Raw genomic sequence first — 20537 nt, forward strand, 5'->3', positions numbered from 1 at the left:
CACAGCGGCTGCACAGGGCATCGGTTGGCACGTCGTCGGCCGTCGCCGGGGGGGCTGCGGGGTGCTGATCACCCGCCGACCAGGCCCGCGTCTTCGACTGCCTACCCTTCCGCCCGCTGACGCCCCACTACGGGCCGCCCGGCGAGAGCCTCGTCGACTTCGTGCTGGAAGTACTCGAAGTTGGAGAGCGCGAAAACGCCGCAAGGGTCGGCGCGTTCGGAGATGCGGCGGTCATTCTCGTCTACGTAGTCCTTGTAGTACGCGTCATAGAAGCAGTGCTGCTTCAGGAGATCGTCCGCGGTCAGATCCGCGTGCATCACGGTTCGGAAGTAACCCTTGGACCAGCCCCAGGCCATGGTGAAGAACGGTGGCATGAGCAACCGGTCAGGAGTGAGCTGCGTCAGGTCAGGGTTCTGGTCGGACGACGGGACCTCATAGATGTAGGCGAGGATCCCACCGGGGAATCGCGCCTGAGCTGCATTCTCTCCCACCCTGATAATGCGCCCGAATCGGAAGCTGTCGCCCTCCAGTTGGAGAACAAACACGTCCCCCGCCTGAGGCCGCCGTCGCTGCCCCTTCATCCGTTTCATGAACCCTCCCGCCTCAGGGACCGCCCAAGCCGTATGTTGTTGCCGGGCTGCATGGCGATGCCTGATTCGTCCGAGGCCAACCGATCACCCCCTATGCGCCTGGCCTCTTCGATGGTCCGCTCCACAGGTGCCTGCCTCCCTTCCGTACTGCCTGCCTATTCCGCGAAGCGGAACGTCGACGTCACCGCGTCGAAGATGTCGAAGAAGGAGTCGGCCAGGTCCAGCACCTGGCTGCTGCCCGCCACCAGCGCCACCTTCCCCTCCTGGCCCGGCACCGGAATGAACGTCTGCATCAGTACGACGCGCATCGTGCGGTCGTCGCCGGGGACCGAGATGTCCTCGATGCCGTACGTGCGGGCCGCCATCCCCACGCCCGGGATGTCGACCGTCGTCACCTTCCGGTACGTGTCGCCCTCGCGCTTGGCCTCGCGTACGCCGAGCTGGGCCACGATCGCGGCGGGGTCGGTCGGCATCACGTCGCCGTTCGATGTGCGGGCGCCGACCAGGGAGACGGTGACCGAGCCGGTGACCGGCACGTCGCCGCCGAAGCTCTCCGCCATGCAGCCGCAGTACAGGGCGCCGGACTGCCAGGCCTCCTTGGACGCCTTGCGCAGGAAGCCCTCGAAGGTGCCGCGGTGCGGCTCAAGCTCGGGGCGCTCGCGGATGCGGTCGTTGATCATCTGCCGGATGCTCGCGTCGCGCGACTCCGGGCGGACGTCGAACTCCCACCAGGTCTCCGGCACCTTGATGCTGAATCCGCCGCGGGCGATGGTCTGCGCTTCGGTGTAGCGGGCCATGCTGTTGTCCCCGTCCCCTGTGTCTTCTGTCGACTCTGGCTTGTCAGCGTACGAGGCGGAATTGCGCTCCTGGGTGGGGGTCCCGTCCCGGGGGTCCGTGGGTGGGGGGGGGCAGCTTGGCGCGCGATTGCAGGGAAGTCCCATCAACCTCGCTTCCCACCCATATGTGAGCGGGATCTATCTGCAGCCGCCCCCGTCCTCCCATGTCGCCGTCAGGTCCGCGCAGTGCACTTTGATCGTCGCGTCCGTGAGTTCCATCTCGTGGGTGATGCCTGCACCGGCGCCGGTCCCGCTCTCGTGCGGCAGGCTCTCGTGCGGCAGGATCTCGTGCGGCAGGATCTCGTCCAGCAACACGGTGATCGGCTCCATCCAGTCGATTGACCTCGCGTAGTCGATGGAGAAGCGCGTGACGCCCGCGTACTCGATACGTAGGCCGGCGGCGTGCCTCCACCGGTTTGGTGCGAATGTGAGTGATGCCGGGCCCGGTCCGCTTGCTGTCTTTGTGGGAAGGACGATGCTTGTGAGCTCCAAGTCCTTTACGCAGCGATCGCTCGCGAAGGCGTAGTGCCGGGCGTCGGACGCGAAGGCCCAAGCCCCGCCAGGCAGAGCCCCTCTGAGCGTGGGCAGTACTGCCAGGTATTCCTGCGCGTTGACCCGGAAACCATGGTGCTCGGTGTTCCATTCGACCTTCACGTATCTCATCTGCTGGAGCATTCCATGGCTACTCCTGAACAGTCCGGGCGGCGAGCTTCCCGACGGCGAGTGTGGGAACGATCAGCCGATCGCCGTCGAGGAGATTCAGGCCGTCAACCGCTGACCAGGCGAGGCCGGTTGGCGAGCTGTCGTGCAGCCGGCTCGGGACAGTGAAACATCCCCGTCGCGACAGTAAAGTGCGGCCAATGAGCTATGGGGTGGGACAGGTGAGGGCCGGACAGGAGAGGACGGGGGAGGTGGCAGTGGGCGGGGCCGGTGGCGACGGGGCCGCGGACGTTGTTGCCGGTGCGGACACGGTTGCGGTGACGAGGGGGAGGCCGCGGCGCCCGCGATTCTTCGCCTTGCTCGCCACTCTCTCCCTGCTCCTCCTTCTCGGCGAGGCCGCACCCGCGCTCGCCGCACCCGCCACCTCGCCGCCCGCCGCACAGGACGACCCCGCCCCCACCCAAGCCGCTGCCCTCGCCGACTTTCTCCGCTCCGACCCCGTCCACGTCACCGACCAGCTCCCCCGTGACATCCCCCGCTCCACGGCCCCCGAGTTCAAGAAGCTGGCCAAGCGGACCAAGGTCCCCACCTACGTCCTCGTGTTGCCCAGCCAGAGCAGCAGCGGCGACCGGCTGCTCGCTGCCGTGCACGACCGGCTGGGGCGGGACGGGCTCTATGTGCTCGTCGACGACATGGGCGTCGCCGACGCCGCCGCCTTCGGGGTGCGAGCGCCCGCCGACGACGCGTCCACCGTGACGCTCTATGAACTCCCTTACGACGCAGGGCCCTTGCTGAGCTTCGAGCGGTTCACCGACGTCATCGCGCAGGGCAGCAAGAAGGCCGCCGAGCGTGCGGAGGCCGCCCGCAAGAAGTACGGCGGCGACACCGGTGAAGAAGTCGACGAGATGCACATCGGTCCCGCCGACCGCGACAACCAGTCCCTCGTCACCGGCATCGCACTCACCGGCGTACCGCTCCTGGTCCTCGCCCTCAGTCCCTACGTACGGCGATACGTGCGTCGCTCGCGGCGGCAACAGCAGCAGCAGCAGCAACGCCACTCTGCCGCCGAGGGTGAGCCATCCACCTCTCCCCGCCGCCACTTCACCCCCTTCCGGGTCGAAGCCGGCATAGCCCTCCTCACCGCCGGGGCCATCGCCCTCACCGCGTTCCTCGTCTTCCGCCAGGACACGGCCGGCTCCTCGCCGCCGCCCACCGCGTCCGACCTGTCGAGCCGCGTCGAGCGGGTCGCCGCCGGGCTGAAGCAGGACGCGCCCATCTACAGCGATCCCGAGAGCCCGCAGCTGCTCGACGCCGGCCAGCGGGCCGAACTCCGGGAGCGGATCGCCAAGTTCGACCGAGGGCCCGTGCACGTCGTCCTCGCGCCGCAGCTCAGCGAGGACGAGTCCGGCGGCGAGACCGAGATCTTCGTGGAGGCCGTGCGGCAGAAGATGGGGGCGAAGGGCGACCACGGCGTGTACGTCGTCGCTGACCCTCTCGGCGGGACGATCGATGTCGTCACCTACGACGTACGCATCGACGCGAATCTCGTCGCCTTCGACATCCCCGACTCCATCCGTTACGGCGATGACGACGACCGCTCCACCGATCACCGGCTCGGCGAGCGGCTCGACGACCTGCTGGCCTTCCTGGACAAGGCGCCGCGTACCGCCGAGCCTGAGACCTCCTCGCTCGGCATGGACGACGCCCCCGAGCCCGTCGAGGAGGAGACGCTCTCGCCGCTCTTCTCCGGTGACTTCTGGCCGGGGCTCCTCGTCGGCGCGTTCGCCGCGGCTCTGCTGTTCGGGGTCGTCGCCGCGCTGCTCGGGCTGCTGCGGCTTGCGGTGCCGGGTCTCAGGCGGGCGCCGGTCAGCACCGTTTCGCCCGACGGAGTCCTCACCTTCACGGCGCCGCCGGCTCCCTCCCTCGGCTACCTGCGCCAGGCCGCCCGCGACGAACTAGACGCATTGGCGCGCGAGTTCGACGTCGCAGCCGAGCTCCGGCCCTCCGTCCGGACCCGCGTCTGGGACTGTCTCGACACCGCGACGCTCCTCGCCGATCGCGACCCCGACGGCCACGTCGACGACGACGCCACGCCCGCCGACCTCGCCGCCGCGATCATCCTCGCGCGGGTCGGCCGGGGCGCGCTCGTCGGTGCGGACAAGCCCTGCTGTGCGCTCAATCCGCTGCACGGCCCGGCCACGGGGTGGCGCGACGGCCGGTACTCGCCGGAGGACCAGCGCCTGCGGACCCTTCCGGTGTGTGCGGAGTGCCGCGTCCTGGTGGAGGTGCAGCCGGGGCTCGCCTTCACGCTCCGGCTGACGTTGCCGGGGGCGGGCCGCTCGGGGCGGGTGCCGTACGAGGAGGCGGCGGGGCCGCTGCCCGCCATAGCCAATGGAGTTCCTCAACTCATCCGTCAGGTACGGGAGTACGCCGGTGTTCAGTGACCTGAAGCGTGTCGTCGACCTGAAGCGTGTCGTCGACCTCAAGCGTCTCACCGCAGCCGGGGTCGTCGCCCTCGCCGTCCTGCTGGCCATGGCCGTGCCCTCCTCGGCGCAGCCACCTGCCGCTGCCCCGAGCCCCGGCCAGAAGATCGCCGACGCCCTGCGCAAGTCCCCGGTGTACGTCGACGCCGCGTACGCCGACTCCGTACCTCCCGTTCGCCAGAAGCAGCTCGCCCGGCAGATCGAGAAGACCGGCCTGCCGATCAAGGTTGCCCTCGTGCCGCTGGTCCAGGGCGACGCGTACGACGGCGAGGCCGACGCCTTCGCCGAGGTCGTACGCGACCGCCTCGCGCAGCGTGAGCTCATTCTCGTCACGGGTGGCGACAAGTCGAGCGGCGATCTGCACGGTTTCGAGTGGCCGGAGGAGAAGCAGCAGGCCGGCGACGCGGTGAGCACCGTCGGTTTCCTGGACGAGATGAAGGACGCGGGGCTCGCGGAGCAGACGGAGAAGGCGATCGAGCTGATCGCACGGGGCGATGGCACGCAGGCGTATGAGGAGGCGACGGCCGACCTGGGGAAGGCCACCAGCAGCGGGAGCGGGAGCGGTAGCCACCCGGAGGCCGGGACCGAGGAGGGCGGCTCTTCCTGGCCGCTGCCGACCGCCATCGCTCTCGCGGTAGCGCTTGCCGTCGGCGGGCTCTTCTTCGTGGGCGTACGCCGCCGGGGGCGCGGCAGGCCGAACCGGTACCCGAGCGCCACTGGTTCACCCTTCGCCTTCCCTCAGGCGGTGTTCGCGGCGGCGCGAGCAGCGGACGAGGAGGCGTTGCGCCGCCAGACGGAGACGGAGGTCACCGCCCTGGGTGAGGCGGCAGCGAAGGCCGACCCGGCATCAACGCCCGCTCTGCAGCGGGCACTTGACGCCTACGCCGGCGCCGTCAAGGTCCTGGATTCGGCGCGCAGTCTGCCGGACCTGGCGGGCGTACTCGCGCTGGTCTCGGAGGGCCGGGACGCGTTGGCCCCGGCGGACGGCGCAGCCCGCTCGCCGCTCCCCCTCTGCTTCTTCCATCCCCTGCACGGCCGCGCGGCTCTCCGCCTCCGCTGGCGTCCGCTGGGCCGCCGCGAGCACCTGCACGTAGCGGCATGCGAGGAATGCGCGACGGCAGTCCGGTCCCGCCGAGCCCCAGAGGTGCTCACCGACACCCACGAGGGCCGCGCGCTCCCGTACTTCGAGGTACCACCCGAGCAGAGCCTGTGGGCAGCCACGGGGTACGGATCCCTGCTCCGGGACACGGAACGCGATGGGCTCGCGGCACGGGTGGGGCGAGGGGAGTTTCCCCGGGGGCGGGGCCACGGGCGGGAGTGAGGTGGTGGGTGACGTCGAGGGCGAGTCGCTGCCGGGTCAGCCGATCGGGCCCCAATCCCGTCGCGGGCGCGGCGGCTCGACGGGGGCGGTGGGAGTACCTCGCCGCGGTGCGCGGGCCAGGGTCCGTGGTCCCGCCGCCACGGCGATGATCACCGGCAGGCACAGCATCGCAGCGAACCCGAGGGCGAACCAGCCGCCGTCATTGCCCCCGGTCAGCTGGCGCACGCCGACGACGACGAACGACACGAACAGAACCACGTAAGGCAGCGCCCAGGGCCAGGGGTTGGGCTCCGGCACCGGTTCCGCGCGGCGCCCCTGGCAGAAGGCGGCGTACCAGTAGCGGGCGCACCACCAGGCCGCCGTGTACGTCGATACCGCCCCCGCCCCCATGCCGACCCGCATGAGCACTCCGACCTCGCTGTTCAGTGCCGTGGCCGTCATTCCCACGCCAAGCATGAGCATGATGAGGAACAGCATCGTGCCGAGAGCGAGCCGGTGGCCGCGGCCGCCCTCCGTTGCGCGAGGTGAGATATACATGCGGGTCACCCTAGGAGGAGCCGCTCGTCTCCCGCGCCGCACCTTCCCGGGCCCGGTACCCAGGACCGCTGATCGCGTCGGGCTGCGCGAAGGGAGCGACTAGTCAGCGGTTGATGGACTGGATTTCCTCGACCTCGATGTCCTGGACGGCCTCGATCGTGCCGTTGGGCATGCCCACCGCATTCGCCTGGCCCGTGCCTGTCCAGCTGATCTCCCACGTGAGGGAGGCCTTGAGTGGGTACGTGGCGCCGCCGGAGGAGCGGCGATACGTGATGCCGCAGGGCGGGGTTTCCTTGGACTTGCCCTTGGCGTAGGGCTCGCCGATCTTGCCGTCGACGATGGGGCATTCGCCGCTCGCGGGGATCGTGGTGGCGTCCTTGGTGCCGGGGTCGAGCGTGAGGGACTTGGGGGTGGCGGTCGTGGTCGCCTGAAGGTTGAAGCCGGGGACGTTGATCTCCGCCGTCGCCTTGACGTCGTCGAAGACGGCCTTGTCGAGCCAGGCCCACGTGGGCAGATTCACCTTGGTGACAGCCTCGGGTGCGAGGGTGACCTTGGTGCCCGGGAGCTCCATGTGCTGATAGGCGAGCGCCGCGAGCATCTCCGGGGTGATGGCCTCCTCGTGCTGGGGCGGTGGCGGCTCACCGTTGTCGACCCAGAAGGGAATGTCGGAGCATGACATCCGCGCGAGAGCGTCCGGCTCATTGGGGTTCTCGACGCCCGCCCAGAACATCCCCTCGCCGTCCTTCTCGACGTTGTAGTCCTTGTAGCCGGGGGTGTCCGTCCAGCCGAAGTTGTCCTCGTAGTGGCGCTGGAGCTGCCCCAGAGCGGTTCCCCCCGAGCCCAGTCCGGGGGTATCCAGCTGATCCTTGATGTTCGCGGACATCTTCTTCTTGAAGTCCTTGGCGCCGAGGTACGGGGCGTACCAGCAGGGCGGCGGGTTCCAGTTGACGTCGGCAGAGGTGACGTTTCCGCTGCTGCCGTCCTTGGTGACGGCTCCGGAGTACTGGACCTTGGCAGCCGCGAAGATGCCGGTGCTGTCGCTGCCGCCCTGCTCCTCCTTCTCGCCGCCCTTGCCGTTGCCGAAGTCTTCGTCGGCGTGGGCGACCCCGCTCGCCAGGAGACCGCTGATGGCGACGGACAGAGTGAGGCAGGCGATCGCGGCTCGGTTCAGGCGCATTGGCCCGCCTTTTCCGTCACGTACACGACCGAAGCGCGCCACAAGTCATCATCCCCCGGGAACTTGGACATAATAATCTTGAAGAAGTCGTACGAAGCCGCTCCGGGTGTCCCCTTGCGCACCTTCTTCGACTTCACTTCCTTCGAGTAGAACTTGCTGGAGTCCACGCAGAACGAGACCTCGACCGCATTGCCGTTCGGTGACTTCCGCACCTTCTCCTGGAAGTGGCGACGAGTGCCTGTGGAGGTCAGTCCTGCGTCGATGCGGCCCTGGATCTGGGTGCGGGCGTAACTGAGCCCCTTGTCCATCGCGTAGGCGGAGACGGCCGGGTCGTTGGCCTTCTGCTCCGCGACTCCCCGATAGATCGACTGCACGAAGTGCCGGGCATCATCCAGTGCCGCGGCCTCGTCCTTGTCGTTCGGCTTCTTCCAGTCGAAGACAAGGTTGATGTCCTTGGGCAGCGTCAGATCCACGCCGTCCGGCTTCTCCTCTGCCGGAGCGGCCGACGGCTCCGCCGACTTCTTCGGCTTCCCCTGGTCGGCGCCGGCGATCTTGTCGTTGCCCTTGGAGCCGTCGTCGTCGCTGCCACAAGCGGTCAGGAGCAGGGCTGCGGTAGCGGCGAGCGCGGTGGCGACAGGCATGGTGCGGCGATTCACGGTCGGCTCCCGGTGGGGCGAGGGGGTCTCCAAAGCGCCGACGTTATCGGTGGGGTTGCTGGTTCCACCAGAGTCGATAGCGGGGCAAGACATCCCATTTCGGTGAACTGTCATCGTGTCGTGACGCGCGCGAAGTCACTGTGCGGGAACCCCGCCCGATCCCGCGGGGAGGTCAACTGAGTTTTCCCTCTTGTGACTTGACCACGGCCGGGAAGATCTTCGCGTCGCCGGAGCGGGACTGCATGAACGCGTTGCCGTCCACCGCGTAGTAGAGGGCGATGGTGTCGCCGTGCCGGGTGGCCTGCGTGCGCATGGTGTGCACGTCGCCCTTGTATGCGGATGTGGTCCTGAAGGCCAGGGAGTCGTCGGCGCCGGGGGTAGGTGCGGTTCCGGTGGTCTCGGGGGTGATGGACTCGTACTTGCTGGAGGCCTTGTCCCCCTTCGCCGTGAAGCCGCCCTTGCATGCGCCGACCGCCTTGTTCATGTCGGCCATGGCCTCCTGGGCCTTCCCGGGCGCGTATGTCGCGAGGGTGACGTAGGTGAAGGCGCCGTCGAACTCCTTCTTCTCGGCGACACGGACGAAGCTGTCCTGGGTGTCGCCGACGGGGAACTGGTTCATCGCGTACCCCAGCGAGGCGCAGGCGGTCTTGTCGAGCTTGATGGTGTCCCTCGACTTCGCGAAGACGAAGTTGTCGGAGGGCTCCACCATGGCGTGGGCAGGCACTTCGTTCTTGGCGAGGGCGAGTTGCTCGGCCGTCTTGGTGGGCTTCTTCTCTTCGGAAGGTGCGGAGGAGCCCGCCGCCTTGTCAGAGCCCTTGCCCTTGTCTCCCTCTCCCTTGTCCTCTTCGCCGCTTCCGCAGGCCGTCAGCGTCAGAAGGAGCATGGCTGCTGCGGTGAGGGAAACGGAGTAGGGCAGCGTGCGTCCGTTCACTGGGGCTCCTGGTGGGGGTGAGGGTCGTGTGGTGACGGAGTGGATGACGTTAGCTGTGGGGTTCTTGCTTCCACCAGGGGAGGAATCGGCGTGATTCACCGGATTCCCGCGGACCGTCATCGTGTCGTGACGCCAAGAAGCTCCGCGGAATCGGCGATGCCGATGAACTGTGCGCCAACATGGCGGCGCGGGAGGAGATCACCCGCGTCATCGCGACGACGAGTGACGACGGCCTGCAGACCTTCGCCCGGCAGTCACTCAACCGCCTGCGCCGGGAGATGCTCGACAAGGCGGGCCGCGTCACCGACGAGGCACCGGTAGTGGCGGACTTCACGGACTGGGATCGGTGATTGTCGTCGCGGCGGCCGCCCGACTCGACGACCCGGCGAAGCGGGTCAGGTGCGGGGCGGGCAGGTACGGGGGCTCGGAGGCTACCGTGCTTCCCGGCTCTTTCCCTTGCCCTTCTTTCGCAGCTTTCGCAGCCGTGCCTGGTGTGCGGCTCGGCGTTGTTCCTCGCGGGTCGAGCGGAATCGGTAGGCCGCCCAGGCCAGGACCGCGGCAGTGACAGCGTAGGCGAGGAGAGCTGGATAGGCGCCGTCGATCTCGCGACAAGTAGGGCTGGAGGAGCTGCAGTTGCGACCCGCCAGTGCTGAGATGATGTACGCCGTCACGATCACCGGCAGTGCCCAGCACACGCCCTTCGCCACGCGACGTGCGATACGCCTCGGGGGCTCGTTGCCCTGCAGCGCGTCGGCTGCCCACAGGCCGCCGCACGCTCCGGCCACCGCAAGCACCCCGGCCATGGCTCCGAAAACCCACGCACCCCCCGGCCAGTCCACCATCAGGCCCGGGGACTCACGGATCACCGTGCGCCAGGCGCCCTTGGCCCAGAGGAAGCCGGCCGCCAGGGCGGCGAGCACCAGCACCGCGGCCGCGATGCCGAAGCCGTCGCGGGGGCGGAAGCGGGAGTTGTCTTGCGTCTGCGTCATCGTCAGTCCCAGTGCAGCGTGCCCGCCACCACGTCGAACAGCTCCACCATCCGGTCCGCGAGCGGGTCCACGGGGGTGGAGAAGTTCAGGAGCAGCCAGCTCTGGGTGGCGGGGATCGGCACGTAGTACGTGACCAGCGTGTTCGGCAGGGTGCTGCCCAACTGGGCGGACGCGTCCGACAGTTCCCTGCGGCGCTGACGCACGGCACGTCCCGCCGCCGCCAGGGTCACCACACCCAGCTCGGCGGTCTCGTCCTGCGGCTCGTCGGAACCGTCCTTGCTCGCCAGATGCTCCGCCAACTCCTCGGGGCCCGAGATCTTCGGCCACTCGTCGGGGCCCGGGATGCTGATCAGCAGCGAGGAGGCCAGCGGAAGCTGACCGACCGCCAGGGTGGAGATGTAGAGCTCGGTGCCGCCGATGCCGTAGGCACCCTTGGCCTTGCGCTGCATCTCCCGCATGAACTGCTTCTTGATGTGCGGGGCGTTGTCCACGCCCCGGAACTGCTGGTCCGCGAGCGCCATGATGCCCTGGTCGCGGTGCTCGGGCGCGAGCGGCAGCTGGAACCAGCCGTCGGGGACGATGACGTTGTAGTCGGAGGGCGGCGAAGTGAATTCGCTGGCGTTCTTCATCGGATTCCAGAACTCAATCAGGGCTCAGGGCTGTTCGGGCTCGGGCTTCGGGGCGATTTCGTTTCCGTCCTCGTCCACCAGGTCCAGCCGCAGCGTCGGCACGATCTCGTCCACGCGAGCCGCGTTCTCCTCCGTCAGCTGGATCTTCTCCCACGTCGCCGTCACCACGACGAGGCTCTGCATGCCGGGCGGGAACACCGCGTACTTCACGAACTCGGTGATGCGGCGGCCGAGGCCGAGCATCCGCTTGATCTTCAGCGTCGCCTGGACCCGCATCGCGGGGCCCGCCGCCAGCTCCAGGCGGGTCACCTCCGGCTCGCCCACGACTTCGCCGTTCTCCCACTCCAGAAGCAGGGGCAGCACCTCGTCCGCCGTGGGACGCGGCACTCCCTCGTCCCCGTACGAGTCGACCGCGAGGCTGATCAGGCCCTCGCCGCTCTCGGAGTAGTACGCAGCCGCCAGCGCCGGAGCGTCCTCGTTGAGGTTGAGCGCACGCTCGGCCATGTCGTCGAAGACCGCGCTCTTCTCGATCTCCAGGGAGAGCGGGTTGAGCTCGTTGACGGTCTTCGTGGCGAGTGCCTTCGCCTCGGCCTTCGAGGCCTCGCGCAGCGTCAGGTCGACCCAGCCGGGCTGGAGGTCGATGCGGACCGCGAAATCCTCGGACAGCGCCGGGACGTCGTCGTCTGGTGTGTTCACTGCGTTCCTTCTTCGGTGCGGTGGGGAGGACTCAGGCCCGAACACGTCGGCGAGGCTCAGGCCACGAGCGGGTTGAGGTTACCGTCAAGGCCGAGGCCGGCCAGCGTGATGCCCGCTCCGGTGACCCCCAGACGCGTCGCCGTCTTCGAGATCTGGCTCACGGCATTGACGTCGAAGTTACCGAGTCCGGCCGCTCCCGACTTGATGGCCTTCAGGTCGGACGCGACACCGGGGTCGGCCATGGAGAACGACTTCCCGATGCCCTTGAAGGCGCTTCCGCCGCCCCGCTCCGCCAGTTCGTTCCGCGCGGCCGCGAAGTTTCCGCCGCCGGGCTTGAGGGTCTTGAGATTCTTGCTCCAGGCCGCCTTCGAGAACGGCTCGGTGAAAGGCTCCTTGAGGGACTTCCAGCCCTCGCCCTTCTCCAGCTTGAACTTCTTGCCCGAGAGCTTGCGCAGGTTCTTGTTCGCCCTGGTGACCTGCTTCGTGGTCCGCGCCTTTCCGGCCCGGCCCATCTTGCCGAGTGCCGTCTTGGCGAACTTGCCCGCCACCTTCGAGAAGGCCTTGCCCACGCCCATCAGCAGGAAGCCGACGGCCGCCAGGCCCACGTCCATCCAGTCGGCGTTGCCCTGGAAGACCTGGATGATGGTGCAGATCGTGGTGATCAGCGTGGCGATCATGGCTATCGCGCCAAGGACACCGGCCAGCGCCTGCCCGATGACGGGAATCCAGCCGACCACCAGGGAAAGGATTCCGCAGACGGTGGAGATCAGCTCCGTCACCGACTTGATGTCGTCGACGAGGGTCTCCCAGAACCCGTCCTTCAACGAGTCGTCGGCGATGACGTCCTCGATCGCGTCACGCGCCCGCTTCGCCGCGTCGTCCCGGACCTTCTTGGCCTGGTTGATCTTCTGCCGGGCGGCCTCGATCTCGTCGCCCGCGGCGTCCCGCGCCTCCTCCAGCTTCTTCTTTTCGTCCTTGCCGTCGTCCTTGCTGTCCTTCTTCTCCTTGTCGGAGAGGCCGTCCAGGCTCTTCTGGCTCGCGCTCTTGCGCTCGTCCGCGTCCTGCGCCTCCTTGAGCGCCAGGTCCGCCATCTCCTGGGCCCGGTTCAGGTCCGAGGCGTAGTTCTTCGGCTTGGCGTGCAGCTTGTCGTCGAACCTGCCGCCGACCTCCGTGACCTCGCTGCCGAAGGCGTCCGCCGCCGTGTCGTAACGCTTGAAGGCGGCTTCCAGCTTCTTTACGTTGCCCTGGGCCTTCTCGCGGAACTCCTTGCCCGCCTTGCTGTCCCAGGCCTCCACCTCGGAGACCGCCTTGATGTTCCTGATCTGCTTCTCGAGCTCGTCGGCGGTCTTGCGGAGTTTCTTCCCCAGGTTCGCGACCCGGTCGGCGTCACCGGGAACGGGGTCGTTGTCCGCGACCGGGTGCCAATCGCGTGGACGTCCGGCCATGGGTCAGCCCTTCTTCTTCGACTTGGGGTCGTCCGCGCCGCGGATCGCCTCGGCCAGCTGATGGTCGATGTCCTCGTACGCCTCGGCGGCGGCCTTGGCGATCTGCGCGAGCGCGTCGACCTCGTCCGTCAGCCTTTTGCGGCTCAGCTTCCAGTTGTCGGCGAAATCCCCGAATTTGTCGGCCAGATCGCCGTTCCCGAAGTCGTCCTCGTACTGACCGCCGAGATCCTCCAGGCCGTCGAAGGCCTTCTTCACGTTGTTGAGCCCGGTGCCCATGCCCTTGATCACGTCAAGGTCCAGCTTGGCCCGGTCGCCACCGCCACCCACAGCGCCCCCATGCATCGCACTACCGACATACGACCGGTGCGATGGGCCGCCGCGGAATGCGGCGGCCCATCGCACCGGGTTGCTCACCTGCCCGAGGGCCGGATCACACGTCCTGGGGCCGGATCACTCGCCCCAGGGCGGGATCACTTGCCCTTGACGCCCTTGGCGAGGTCGTCGTCCAGGTCCTCGTACGCCTTCGCGGCGCTGGTCAGGAACTTGCCCATGCCCGTGAGGCCCTCGATGGTGTCCTTGGCGCCCTTCTTGAACTCCTTGAAGGAGTCCTCGAAGGCCTGCGAACCCTTGCGAGTCGTGTAGCCGTTCTTCACCAGGTTCTCGACGTAACGCTCGAGAGCGTCGAGCTTCTCGTCGATCTTGTCCTTGGCGTCGTTCAGCTTGCCCGCCGCGGTCCGCATCTCCTCATAGGTGATATCGGCGTCTTTGGCCATGTGGCTTCACATCCAATCCAACTCGCCGCAGGGCCATCCCCCTTGGCTCCTCCGTGCGGGCCGCGTGAAGGCCGTCCGGCCGTTCATGCGATCTTCCGCTCTTGGGTCAGCAGCTTACGGGTGGGGCAGAAGTGAGCACACCCCGGTTGAGTCACAGCTCTGCTATGAGCTGGTGCACAGCCCGTTGCCTGCGGGAAGGGTGGAGCGGCTATCGTCACAGGCACTGTGGACAGCCTCACAGGCACTGTGGACAAGCCACTGTGGCCGCACTCCGGGAGCGACTCCGGAAGCACGTCCGGAAGCAACCCGGAAGCGGTCAAAAGGGGCTCAAGGGGAGGACGATCGTGCGCCTGACTCTGACCGTCGTCGATCCGCTCGGCGGCGCGAACGCCGACGTCGTGCTCGACGCCGATCCTGAGTCCTCCGTGGGGGACATCGCCAAGGAGCTGGCCGCACAGGTGGGGTACGGCGGCGGCGACGCCCAGATCATCCCCATCGGCGGGCACCAACTCCAGCCCGGCACCGGCCAGGGCGGGGCGCCGATCGTCTTCGTGGACGGCTATCCCATTGACGCCGCCGCGACCATCGGGACGTCCCCGCTGCGCGAGGGCGCCGTCGTCAGCCTGCACGATCCGGCGGGCTGCCTGCCCGGCGAGCCCACCGGCCTGGTCGAACTGCGCATCGCGGGCGGACCCGCGGCCGGCGCGGTGCACCGGCTCGGGATCGGCCGCTACGACATCGGCAGCGGACCCGCCTCGTACATCCGCATCGATGATCCGGAACTGCCCTCGCGCGCCCTGACGTTGTCAGTTGCAACCGATGGCACCTGCCAAGTCGCCGTACATGGTGACAAAGGCGGCGTGACCCTCGACGGCAAGAAGTACGACGAACTCGAAGAAGAAGCCGAGAAGAACGAGAAAAGCAACAAGCCGGGCAAAAAGAAGAAGAAGCGCGACACCGCCGACAGTGCCGACAGCGACGTCGAGAAGGACTCGGGCGGGAATGCGTGGAAGAAAGGGGAATGGCCGCTCGGTGCACAGATCGCCGTCGGCAACACCCTTTTCGAACTCGACCGCTATACGCCGCCCAATGCCGCTCTGAAATGGTCGGAGGACGGCGCCGGACTTGATTACAACCGGCCGCCCCGACTCCGTCCCCCCGAGCGTCAGACGAAATTCAGGCTGCCGAGTCCGGTACGTGACTTCGAGGCGCGCCCACTGCCCTGGCTGATGGCGCTCACGCCGCTCGTCGGTGCCGTCGTATCCGTGATGATCTTCGGGCGCTGGTACTACCTGATCATGGCGCTGCTCAGCCCGCTGATCCTGTTCGGCAACTACTTCATGGACAAGAAGCACGGGCGCAAGTCCCATGCCAAGCAGGTCAAGGAGTACAACGAACACAAGGAGCGGATCGAGAAGGACGCCCAGGAAGCCCTCGTCGCCGAGCGGCTCGACAAGCGGCAGGCCATCCTCAGCCCGGCGGGCATCCTCTCCCTCAGCACCGGCCCCCGTACGCGGCTGTGGGAGCGGCGGCGGACCGACGGGGACCATCTGCTGATCCGCGTCGGCACCGGGCGCATCGACTCCGAGGTCGTCCTGGACGACCCCGAGCAGGACGACCACAAGCGCGAGGTCACGTGGAAGATCGAGGACGCGCCCGTCGCGCTCTCGCTGCGCGATCTCGGCGTGATCGGCATGGCCGGACCCGGTGACTCCGCGCAGGCGCTCGGCCGCTGGGCGGTCGCGCAGAGCGCGGTCCTGCACAGCCCGCTGGACGTCCAGTTCTACGTGCTGACCGAGAACTCGGCGCGCGAGACCTGGGACTGGATGCGCTGGCTGCCGCACTCGCGGCCCTCCGGATCGCAGGACGCCAACGTGTTGATCGGTACGGACGCCGAGACCGTCGGCTCCCGCATCGGCGAGCTGACCCAGATACTCGCCGCCCGCCAGAAGGCGGCCAAGGAGAACAACCGGGGCGGCGCCGCCTCCTTCGGAGACCCCGACATCGTCGTGGTGTGGGACGGGTCCCGGCGGCTGCGGTCCATGCCCGGTGTGGTGAAGCTGCTGCGCGAGGGCCCCGCCGTGTCGATGTACGCGCTCTGCCTCGACGACGAGGAGCGGTTCCTGCCCGGCGAGTGCCAGGCAGTCGTGATCGCCGAGCCGCGGCCGGAGGAGATCAGCCTGCCGGCCCGGCCCACCGCGTCGGCCCCGCAGCCCGCCCCGGCCGCTCCCGGCGGCTTCCCGTCCTTCCAGGCCTGGCACCGGAGTGCCGACGACAGCGAGCAGGGCGCCGACAAGCCCCTCGAACTGCGGCTGCGCGTCGAGCGGACCGACGCCGCCCGCATCCGTTCCGTACGCCCCGACTTCGTGTCCCCCGCCTGGTGCGGACGCCTCGCGCGGGCGCTCTCGCCGCTGCGCGACATCAGCGGTGAGACCGAGGACTCGGCGCTTCCGGGGTCGAGCCGGCTGCTCGACGTGCTCCAGCTCGAGCCGCCGACGGCCGACCAGATCACCGCGCGCTGGCAGGTGAACGGCCAGTCGACGATGGCCGTCATCGGTGAGTCGTACGACGGGCCCTTCGGCATCGACATGCGGCGTGACGGGCCGCACGGCCTGATCGCCGGTACGACCGGTTCCGGTAAGTCGGAGCTGTTGCAGACCATCGTGGCGGCGCTCGCGGTGGCCAACACCCCCGAGAACATGACCTTCGTCCTCGTGGACTACAAGGGCGGCTCCGCGTTCAAGGACTGCGTGAAGCTGCCGCACACGGTGGGCATGGTCACCGACCTCGACGCGCACCTCGTGGAGCGCGCCCTGGAGTCGCTGGGCGCCGAGCTCAAGCGGCGTGAGCACATCCTGGCCGCCGCCGACGCCAAGGACATCGAGGACTACCAGGATCTGGTGCGCCGCGATCCCTCGCACCCGCCCGTGCCCCGGCTCCTCATCGTCATCGACGAGTTCGCCTCCATGGTGCGTGACCTGCCCGACTTCGTGACGGGTCTGGTCAACATCGCCCAGCGTGGCCGTTCGCTCGGCATCCACCTGCTGCTCGCCACGCAGCGGCCCTCCGGTGTCGTGTCGCCCGAGATCCGCGCCAACACCAACCTCCGCATCGCGCTGCGCGTGACGGACGGCGCCGAGTCCGCCGACGTCATCGACGACCCGGCGGCAGGACACATCGCCAAGAGCACGCCCGGCCGCGCCTACGTCCGCCTCGGTCACGCCTCGCTCGTCCCCTTCCAGTCAGGGCGTGTCGGTGGCCGCAGGCCCGGCGCCACCGATCCGGCGCTGCTCGCGCCGTGGGCGGGTTCCCTCGGGTGGGAGGACCTCGGCCGTGCCGCGCTCGTGAAGCCCAAGGCCGCGGCGCGCGAGGAGGAGGAGATCACCGACCTGAAGGTTCTCGTGGACGCCGTGCGGGACGCGAACGCGACGATGGGGATCCCCGCGCAGCACAGCCCGTGGCTGCCGGCGCTCTCCGAGACGCTGCAGCTCGACGAGATCCCGCGGCCCGCCGCGAGCGACAAGCCGGGCGCGCTCGCACCCGCGCCGTTCGGTCTTGAGGACATCCCCTCCGATCAGGCACGCCGCCCGGTCGCGGTCAACTTCGAGACGTTCGGGCATCTGCTCATCGGCGGCGCCCCGCGCAGTGGCCGCTCGCAGATCCTCCGTACGATCGCGGGCTCCATCGCCCGTACGCACTCGTCCGCCGACGTGCACCTCTACGGCATCGACTGCGGCAACGGCGCGCTCAACGCGCTGACCCGGCTTCCGCACTGCGGCGCCGTCGTCAGCCGTAACCAGACCGAGCGCGCGGTGCGCCTCATCACCCGTCTCAAGGGTGAAGTGACGCGCCGCCAGGACCTGTTGGCCGACAAGGGCTTCGCCGACATCGGCGAGCAGCGGGCCGCGGTGCCGGAGGAGGAGCGCCTCGCGCACATCGTCGTGCTGCTCGACCGCTGGGAGGGCTGGCTGCCGACCCTCGGCGAGTACGACCACGGTGAGCTGACCGACGAACTGCAGGCGATGATGCGCGAGGGCGCGAGCGTCGGCATCCACCTGGTCATCACCGGTGACCGCCAGGTCCTCATCGGCCGCATGGCCTCGCTCACCGAGGACAAGTACGGCCTGCGGCTCGCCGACCGCTCCGACTTCTCGATGCTCGGCATGAACGCGCGCAAGGTGCCGGAGGAGATCCCGCCGGGCCGTGGCTTCAAGAACGAGCACGGCACGGAGACGCAGTTCGCCCTGCTCGCCGAGGATTCCACGGGCCAGGGCCAGGCCGCTGCGCTCACCGAGATCGGCGAGGCGGCGGCCGTGCGGGACGCGGACGTGCCGCGCGCCCGCAAGCCGTTCCGCGTGGACAGCCTGCCCAGCCGCATCAACTTCGCCGACGCGTGGGAGATGCGGGACCCGGAAGCCTCGCGCTCCAAGCTCTGGGCGCTCGCGGGCATCGGCGGCGACGACATCATGGGCTTCGGCCCCGACCTCGCGCAGGGCGTGCCGACGTTCGTCGTAGCGGGCCCGGCCAAGTCGGGCCGCAGCACGACCCTGATGAACCTTGCCCGCTCCTACATGACCCAGGGCGTACGCCTCGTGATCGCGGCCCCGCGGCCTTCGCCGCTGCGTGAACTCGAAGGCCAGGAAGGCATCCTGAAGGTCTTCAAGGACGACGACATCGAGAGCGACGACTTCAAGGAGGTCGTGGAGTCCGCGACGCCCGAGGACCCGATCATCTGGATCATCGACGACGGCGAGGTCCTGGAGGACTGCGACGCCGAACGCGAGTTCAAGCGCCTGGTCCAGCGCGGCTCAGAGCGGGGCCTCGGCCTCGTCATCGGCGGCGACGAGGAGGAGGTCTGCAGCGGTTTCTCCGGCTGGCAGGTGGAGGCGAAGAAGGGCCGTCGAGGCATCCTGCTCTCGCCCCAGGACTCATCGAGCGGCGAACTGATCGGCATCCGCACGACCCGAAGCATGGTCGGCGGTCCCATCGCCCCGGGCAAGGGCCTCCTGCACACGGGCAGCGGGGAACCGGTCACCGTCACTACGCCGATGTGACGCGGGCAGGGCGGACGGGCGGCGGCCGGCGAGAACTGCCGCCCGTCAGTTCACCCGGGACAGAGTGGCCTTCGGGTTGCCCGACTTCTCGTTCTCGGAGAGGTAGAGGAGGGTGTCGCCCTTGGGGCGCAGGCGCACCGTGTGGGTGTTCTTCGTGCACTGAGCGGCGCTCTTCGCCTGGCCCTTCCCCTCGGCCACGATCTCCTTTTCCGTCACCGACTTCAGGGTCAGGTCCACCGCGCAGACCCCGCCCAGCTGGTCGGTCTGCGTCATGACGGCGAAGCGCTCGCCGACCTTGCCGCGCTCCACCTTCAGGCTGAACGTTCCCATCGGGACGGCGCCGTTCGCCGCGGTCGCCTGGCCTTCCCAGGTGCCGCGGTAGGACGCGGGGACCTCAGCTGCCCCCTGGTCCGCGCCGTCGCCGCCGGGCTGCTCGCTCGCGGACGCCGCCGGGGGCCGGCCTCCCGCGTCGCTCGCCTCGTCGTTGTCGTTGCCCGGGAGCAGGCCGAAGACGAAGACCGAACCGACCGTCACCGCGGCGAGCGCGCCCGCCACGCCGAGGACCAGCGTGCAACTGACCTTGCGGCCACGCCCGTCGGCCCCGCTCGGCGTGGACGTCGCGGCGACCGAGACGGACACCCTGCCGGGCGCTCCCGAGGGGGGCGTTGACGTCTCCGTCGGGACGTATGGGGGTGGGGACGGGGACGGGACATTTGCGTACGACGGGTCCGGGGGGCCGAAACCGATCGCCGGCGCGGGTGTGCTCGGTGGGCCGAACGGCACCGGGCCCGACTGCTGTTCCGCGACCCCGGCCCCCTCCGTCTCCAGGTCAAGCAGTCGCACCGCGCTCCTGCTGACCCGCTCGACCAGCGGGCCCGGCAGCCAGCCGGCCGCCACCAGGCCGGCCACACCCGAGGGCGCGAGCCGCCGTGCGATCTCCTCCGGCGCGGGGCGTGCCCCCGGGTCCTTGGCCAGGCACTGCCGGGCGAGGTCCCGCAGCTCCCCTGTCAGCGGCCCGAGTTCCGGCTCCTCGTGTACGACCTTGTAGAGCAGCGAGGCGGACGAGTCACCGGGGAAGGGCGATGCCCCCGTCGCCGCGAACACCAGGACCGCCCCCAGCGAGAAGACGTCCGCCGCCCCGGCCACCCCCTTGCCGAGGATCTGCTCCGGCGCCATGTAGCCGGGCGAACCGACGGAGACGCCCGTCGACGTGAGCGAGGCCGTGCCGTCCGTCGCCCGCGCGATGCCGAAGTCGATCAGCCGGGGCCCGTCCATCGTGAGCATGACGTTCGACGGCTTCACGTCACGGTGGACCAGACCCAGACCGTGCACGTGGGCGAGCGCCTCGGCCAGGCCCGCCACCAGTACGCGTACGGAATGGGCCGGGAGCGCGGACTGGTCGCGTACAGCCTCCGTGAGCGAGGGGCCCGCCGCGTATCCCGTGGCCACCCACGGAACTGCCCCCTCCGGATCGGCGTCCAGGACCGGCGCGGTCCAGTCGCCGCCCACCCGCCGCGCCGCCTCCACCTCGCGCCGGAAGCGGGCGCGGAACTCCTCGTCCAGCGCGAAGTGCGGATGGACGACCTTCACCGCGACCGTACGGCCGCCCGCGCTGCGTCCCAGATAGACCCGGCCCATGCCGCCCGAGCCGAGGCGGCCGAGCAGTCGGTAGGGCCCGATGACGGTCGGTTCACCGGGATCGAGCGGGTGCATGACGAAGGCCTCCCCCGGACGCGCCGCACGGCCGCGGCCACCGAGCC

18 protein-coding genes are annotated in these 20537 nt (G+C 69.1%); 4 read left to right on the forward strand and 14 right to left on the reverse strand.

Going from position 1 to position 20537, the window contains the following annotated elements:
* Positions 1–101 precede the first annotated feature (101 nt).
* The 3 genes from ACZ5U5_RS20530 to ACZ5U5_RS20540 form a co-directional block, all read right to left on the reverse strand.
* Positions 102–590 carry an immunity 26/phosphotriesterase HocA family protein gene (locus ACZ5U5_RS20530; protein WP_469023469.1) on the reverse strand — a complete coding sequence of 163 codons (489 nt, stop codon included), beginning with the start codon at positions 588–590 and terminating at the stop codon, positions 102–104.
* Between the two features lie 155 nt (positions 591–745).
* Positions 746–1387 (reverse strand): hypothetical protein, encoded by a 642-nt coding sequence (locus tag ACZ5U5_RS20535; RefSeq protein WP_469023471.1) that lies wholly within the window; start codon positions 1385–1387, stop codon positions 746–748.
* 177 nt (positions 1388–1564) lie between these two features.
* Positions 1565–2101: a hypothetical protein gene (locus ACZ5U5_RS20540; protein WP_469023474.1), complete on the reverse strand. Its 537-nt coding sequence runs from the start codon at positions 2099–2101 to the stop codon at positions 1565–1567.
* A gap of 341 nt (positions 2102–2442) precedes the next feature.
* Here ACZ5U5_RS20540 and ACZ5U5_RS20545 point away from each other — a divergent pair, with 341 nt between their 5' ends.
* Together ACZ5U5_RS20545 and ACZ5U5_RS20550 are read left to right on the forward strand one after the other, a co-directional pair.
* Entirely contained in the window at positions 2443–4530 is a 2088-nt protein-coding gene (locus ACZ5U5_RS20545) for a hypothetical protein (RefSeq protein WP_469023476.1), read from the forward strand.
* Between the two features lie 88 nt (positions 4531–4618).
* Complete coding sequence (locus ACZ5U5_RS20550) at positions 4619–5890, forward strand: hypothetical protein (RefSeq protein WP_469023778.1); 1272 nt, start codon at positions 4619–4621, stop codon at positions 5888–5890.
* 36 nt (positions 5891–5926) lie between these two features.
* Here the strand turns inward: ACZ5U5_RS20550 and ACZ5U5_RS20555 are convergent, their stop codons facing one another.
* From ACZ5U5_RS20555 to ACZ5U5_RS20570, 4 genes are all read right to left on the reverse strand, one after another.
* Positions 5927–6427, reverse strand: coding sequence for a hypothetical protein (locus ACZ5U5_RS20555; protein WP_469023478.1), 501 nt, complete (start codon positions 6425–6427; stop codon positions 5927–5929).
* A 103-nt stretch (positions 6428–6530) separates the two neighbouring features.
* Positions 6531–7604 (reverse strand): hypothetical protein, encoded by a 1074-nt coding sequence (locus ACZ5U5_RS20560; protein ID WP_469023481.1) that lies wholly within the window; start codon positions 7602–7604, stop codon positions 6531–6533.
* Positions 7595–8260 carry a hypothetical protein gene (locus tag ACZ5U5_RS20565; RefSeq protein WP_469023483.1) on the reverse strand — a complete coding sequence of 222 codons (666 nt, stop codon included), beginning with the start codon at positions 8258–8260 and terminating at the stop codon, positions 7595–7597. Before ACZ5U5_RS20565 ends, ACZ5U5_RS20560 begins: the two co-directional genes overlap by 10 nt.
* Positions 8261–8432: 172 nt before the next feature.
* On the reverse strand, positions 8433–9191 hold the full coding sequence (locus ACZ5U5_RS20570; RefSeq protein ID WP_469023485.1) for a hypothetical protein: 759 nt from the start codon (positions 9189–9191) through the stop codon (positions 8433–8435).
* A gap of 179 nt (positions 9192–9370) precedes the next feature.
* On the opposite strand from ACZ5U5_RS20570, the gene ACZ5U5_RS20575 reads away from it, so the two are divergent.
* Positions 9371–9541, forward strand: a complete 171-nt coding sequence (locus tag ACZ5U5_RS20575; protein ID WP_469023488.1) for a hypothetical protein — start codon at positions 9371–9373, stop codon at positions 9539–9541.
* Positions 9542–9622: 81 nt separating this feature from the next.
* On the opposite strand, the gene ACZ5U5_RS20580 is transcribed toward ACZ5U5_RS20575, so the two are convergent.
* From ACZ5U5_RS20580 to ACZ5U5_RS20605, 6 genes are all read right to left on the reverse strand, one after another.
* Positions 9623–10180, reverse strand: a complete 558-nt coding sequence (locus ACZ5U5_RS20580) for a hypothetical protein (RefSeq protein WP_469023491.1) — start codon at positions 10178–10180, stop codon at positions 9623–9625.
* Positions 10181–10182: 2 nt separating this feature from the next.
* A complete protein-coding gene (locus ACZ5U5_RS20585) occupies positions 10183–10809 on the reverse strand; it encodes a hypothetical protein (RefSeq protein WP_469023493.1) in 627 nt (208 codons plus the stop codon).
* Positions 10810–10833: 24 nt separating this feature from the next.
* On the reverse strand, positions 10834–11505 hold the full coding sequence (locus tag ACZ5U5_RS20590; protein ID WP_469023496.1) for a hypothetical protein: 672 nt from the start codon (positions 11503–11505) through the stop codon (positions 10834–10836).
* 56 nt (positions 11506–11561) lie between these two features.
* Complete coding sequence (locus ACZ5U5_RS20595) at positions 11562–12950, reverse strand: hypothetical protein (protein WP_469023498.1); 1389 nt, start codon at positions 12948–12950, stop codon at positions 11562–11564.
* Positions 12951–12953: 3 nt separating this feature from the next.
* Positions 12954–13292: a hypothetical protein gene (locus ACZ5U5_RS20600; protein WP_453445804.1), complete on the reverse strand. Its 339-nt coding sequence runs from the start codon at positions 13290–13292 to the stop codon at positions 12954–12956.
* A gap of 128 nt (positions 13293–13420) precedes the next feature.
* The gene (locus ACZ5U5_RS20605) at positions 13421–13723 is read right to left on the reverse strand and encodes a WXG100 family type VII secretion target (protein WP_190085684.1); all 303 of its coding nucleotides are present in this window, start codon (positions 13721–13723) and stop codon (positions 13421–13423) included.
* A gap of 344 nt (positions 13724–14067) precedes the next feature.
* On the opposite strand from ACZ5U5_RS20605, the gene ACZ5U5_RS20610 reads away from it, so the two are divergent.
* Positions 14068–18777, forward strand: a complete 4710-nt coding sequence (locus ACZ5U5_RS20610) for an FtsK/SpoIIIE domain-containing protein (RefSeq protein ID WP_469023502.1) — start codon at positions 14068–14070, stop codon at positions 18775–18777.
* 45 nt (positions 18778–18822) lie between these two features.
* Here ACZ5U5_RS20610 and ACZ5U5_RS20615 read toward each other — a convergent pair whose 3' ends face one another.
* Positions 18823–20490 (reverse strand): serine/threonine-protein kinase, encoded by a 1668-nt coding sequence (locus ACZ5U5_RS20615; protein WP_469023505.1) that lies wholly within the window; start codon positions 20488–20490, stop codon positions 18823–18825.
* Positions 20491–20537 lie beyond the last annotated feature (47 nt).

It is taken from the genome of Streptomyces sp. NPDC033177 (genome assembly GCF_055577715.1).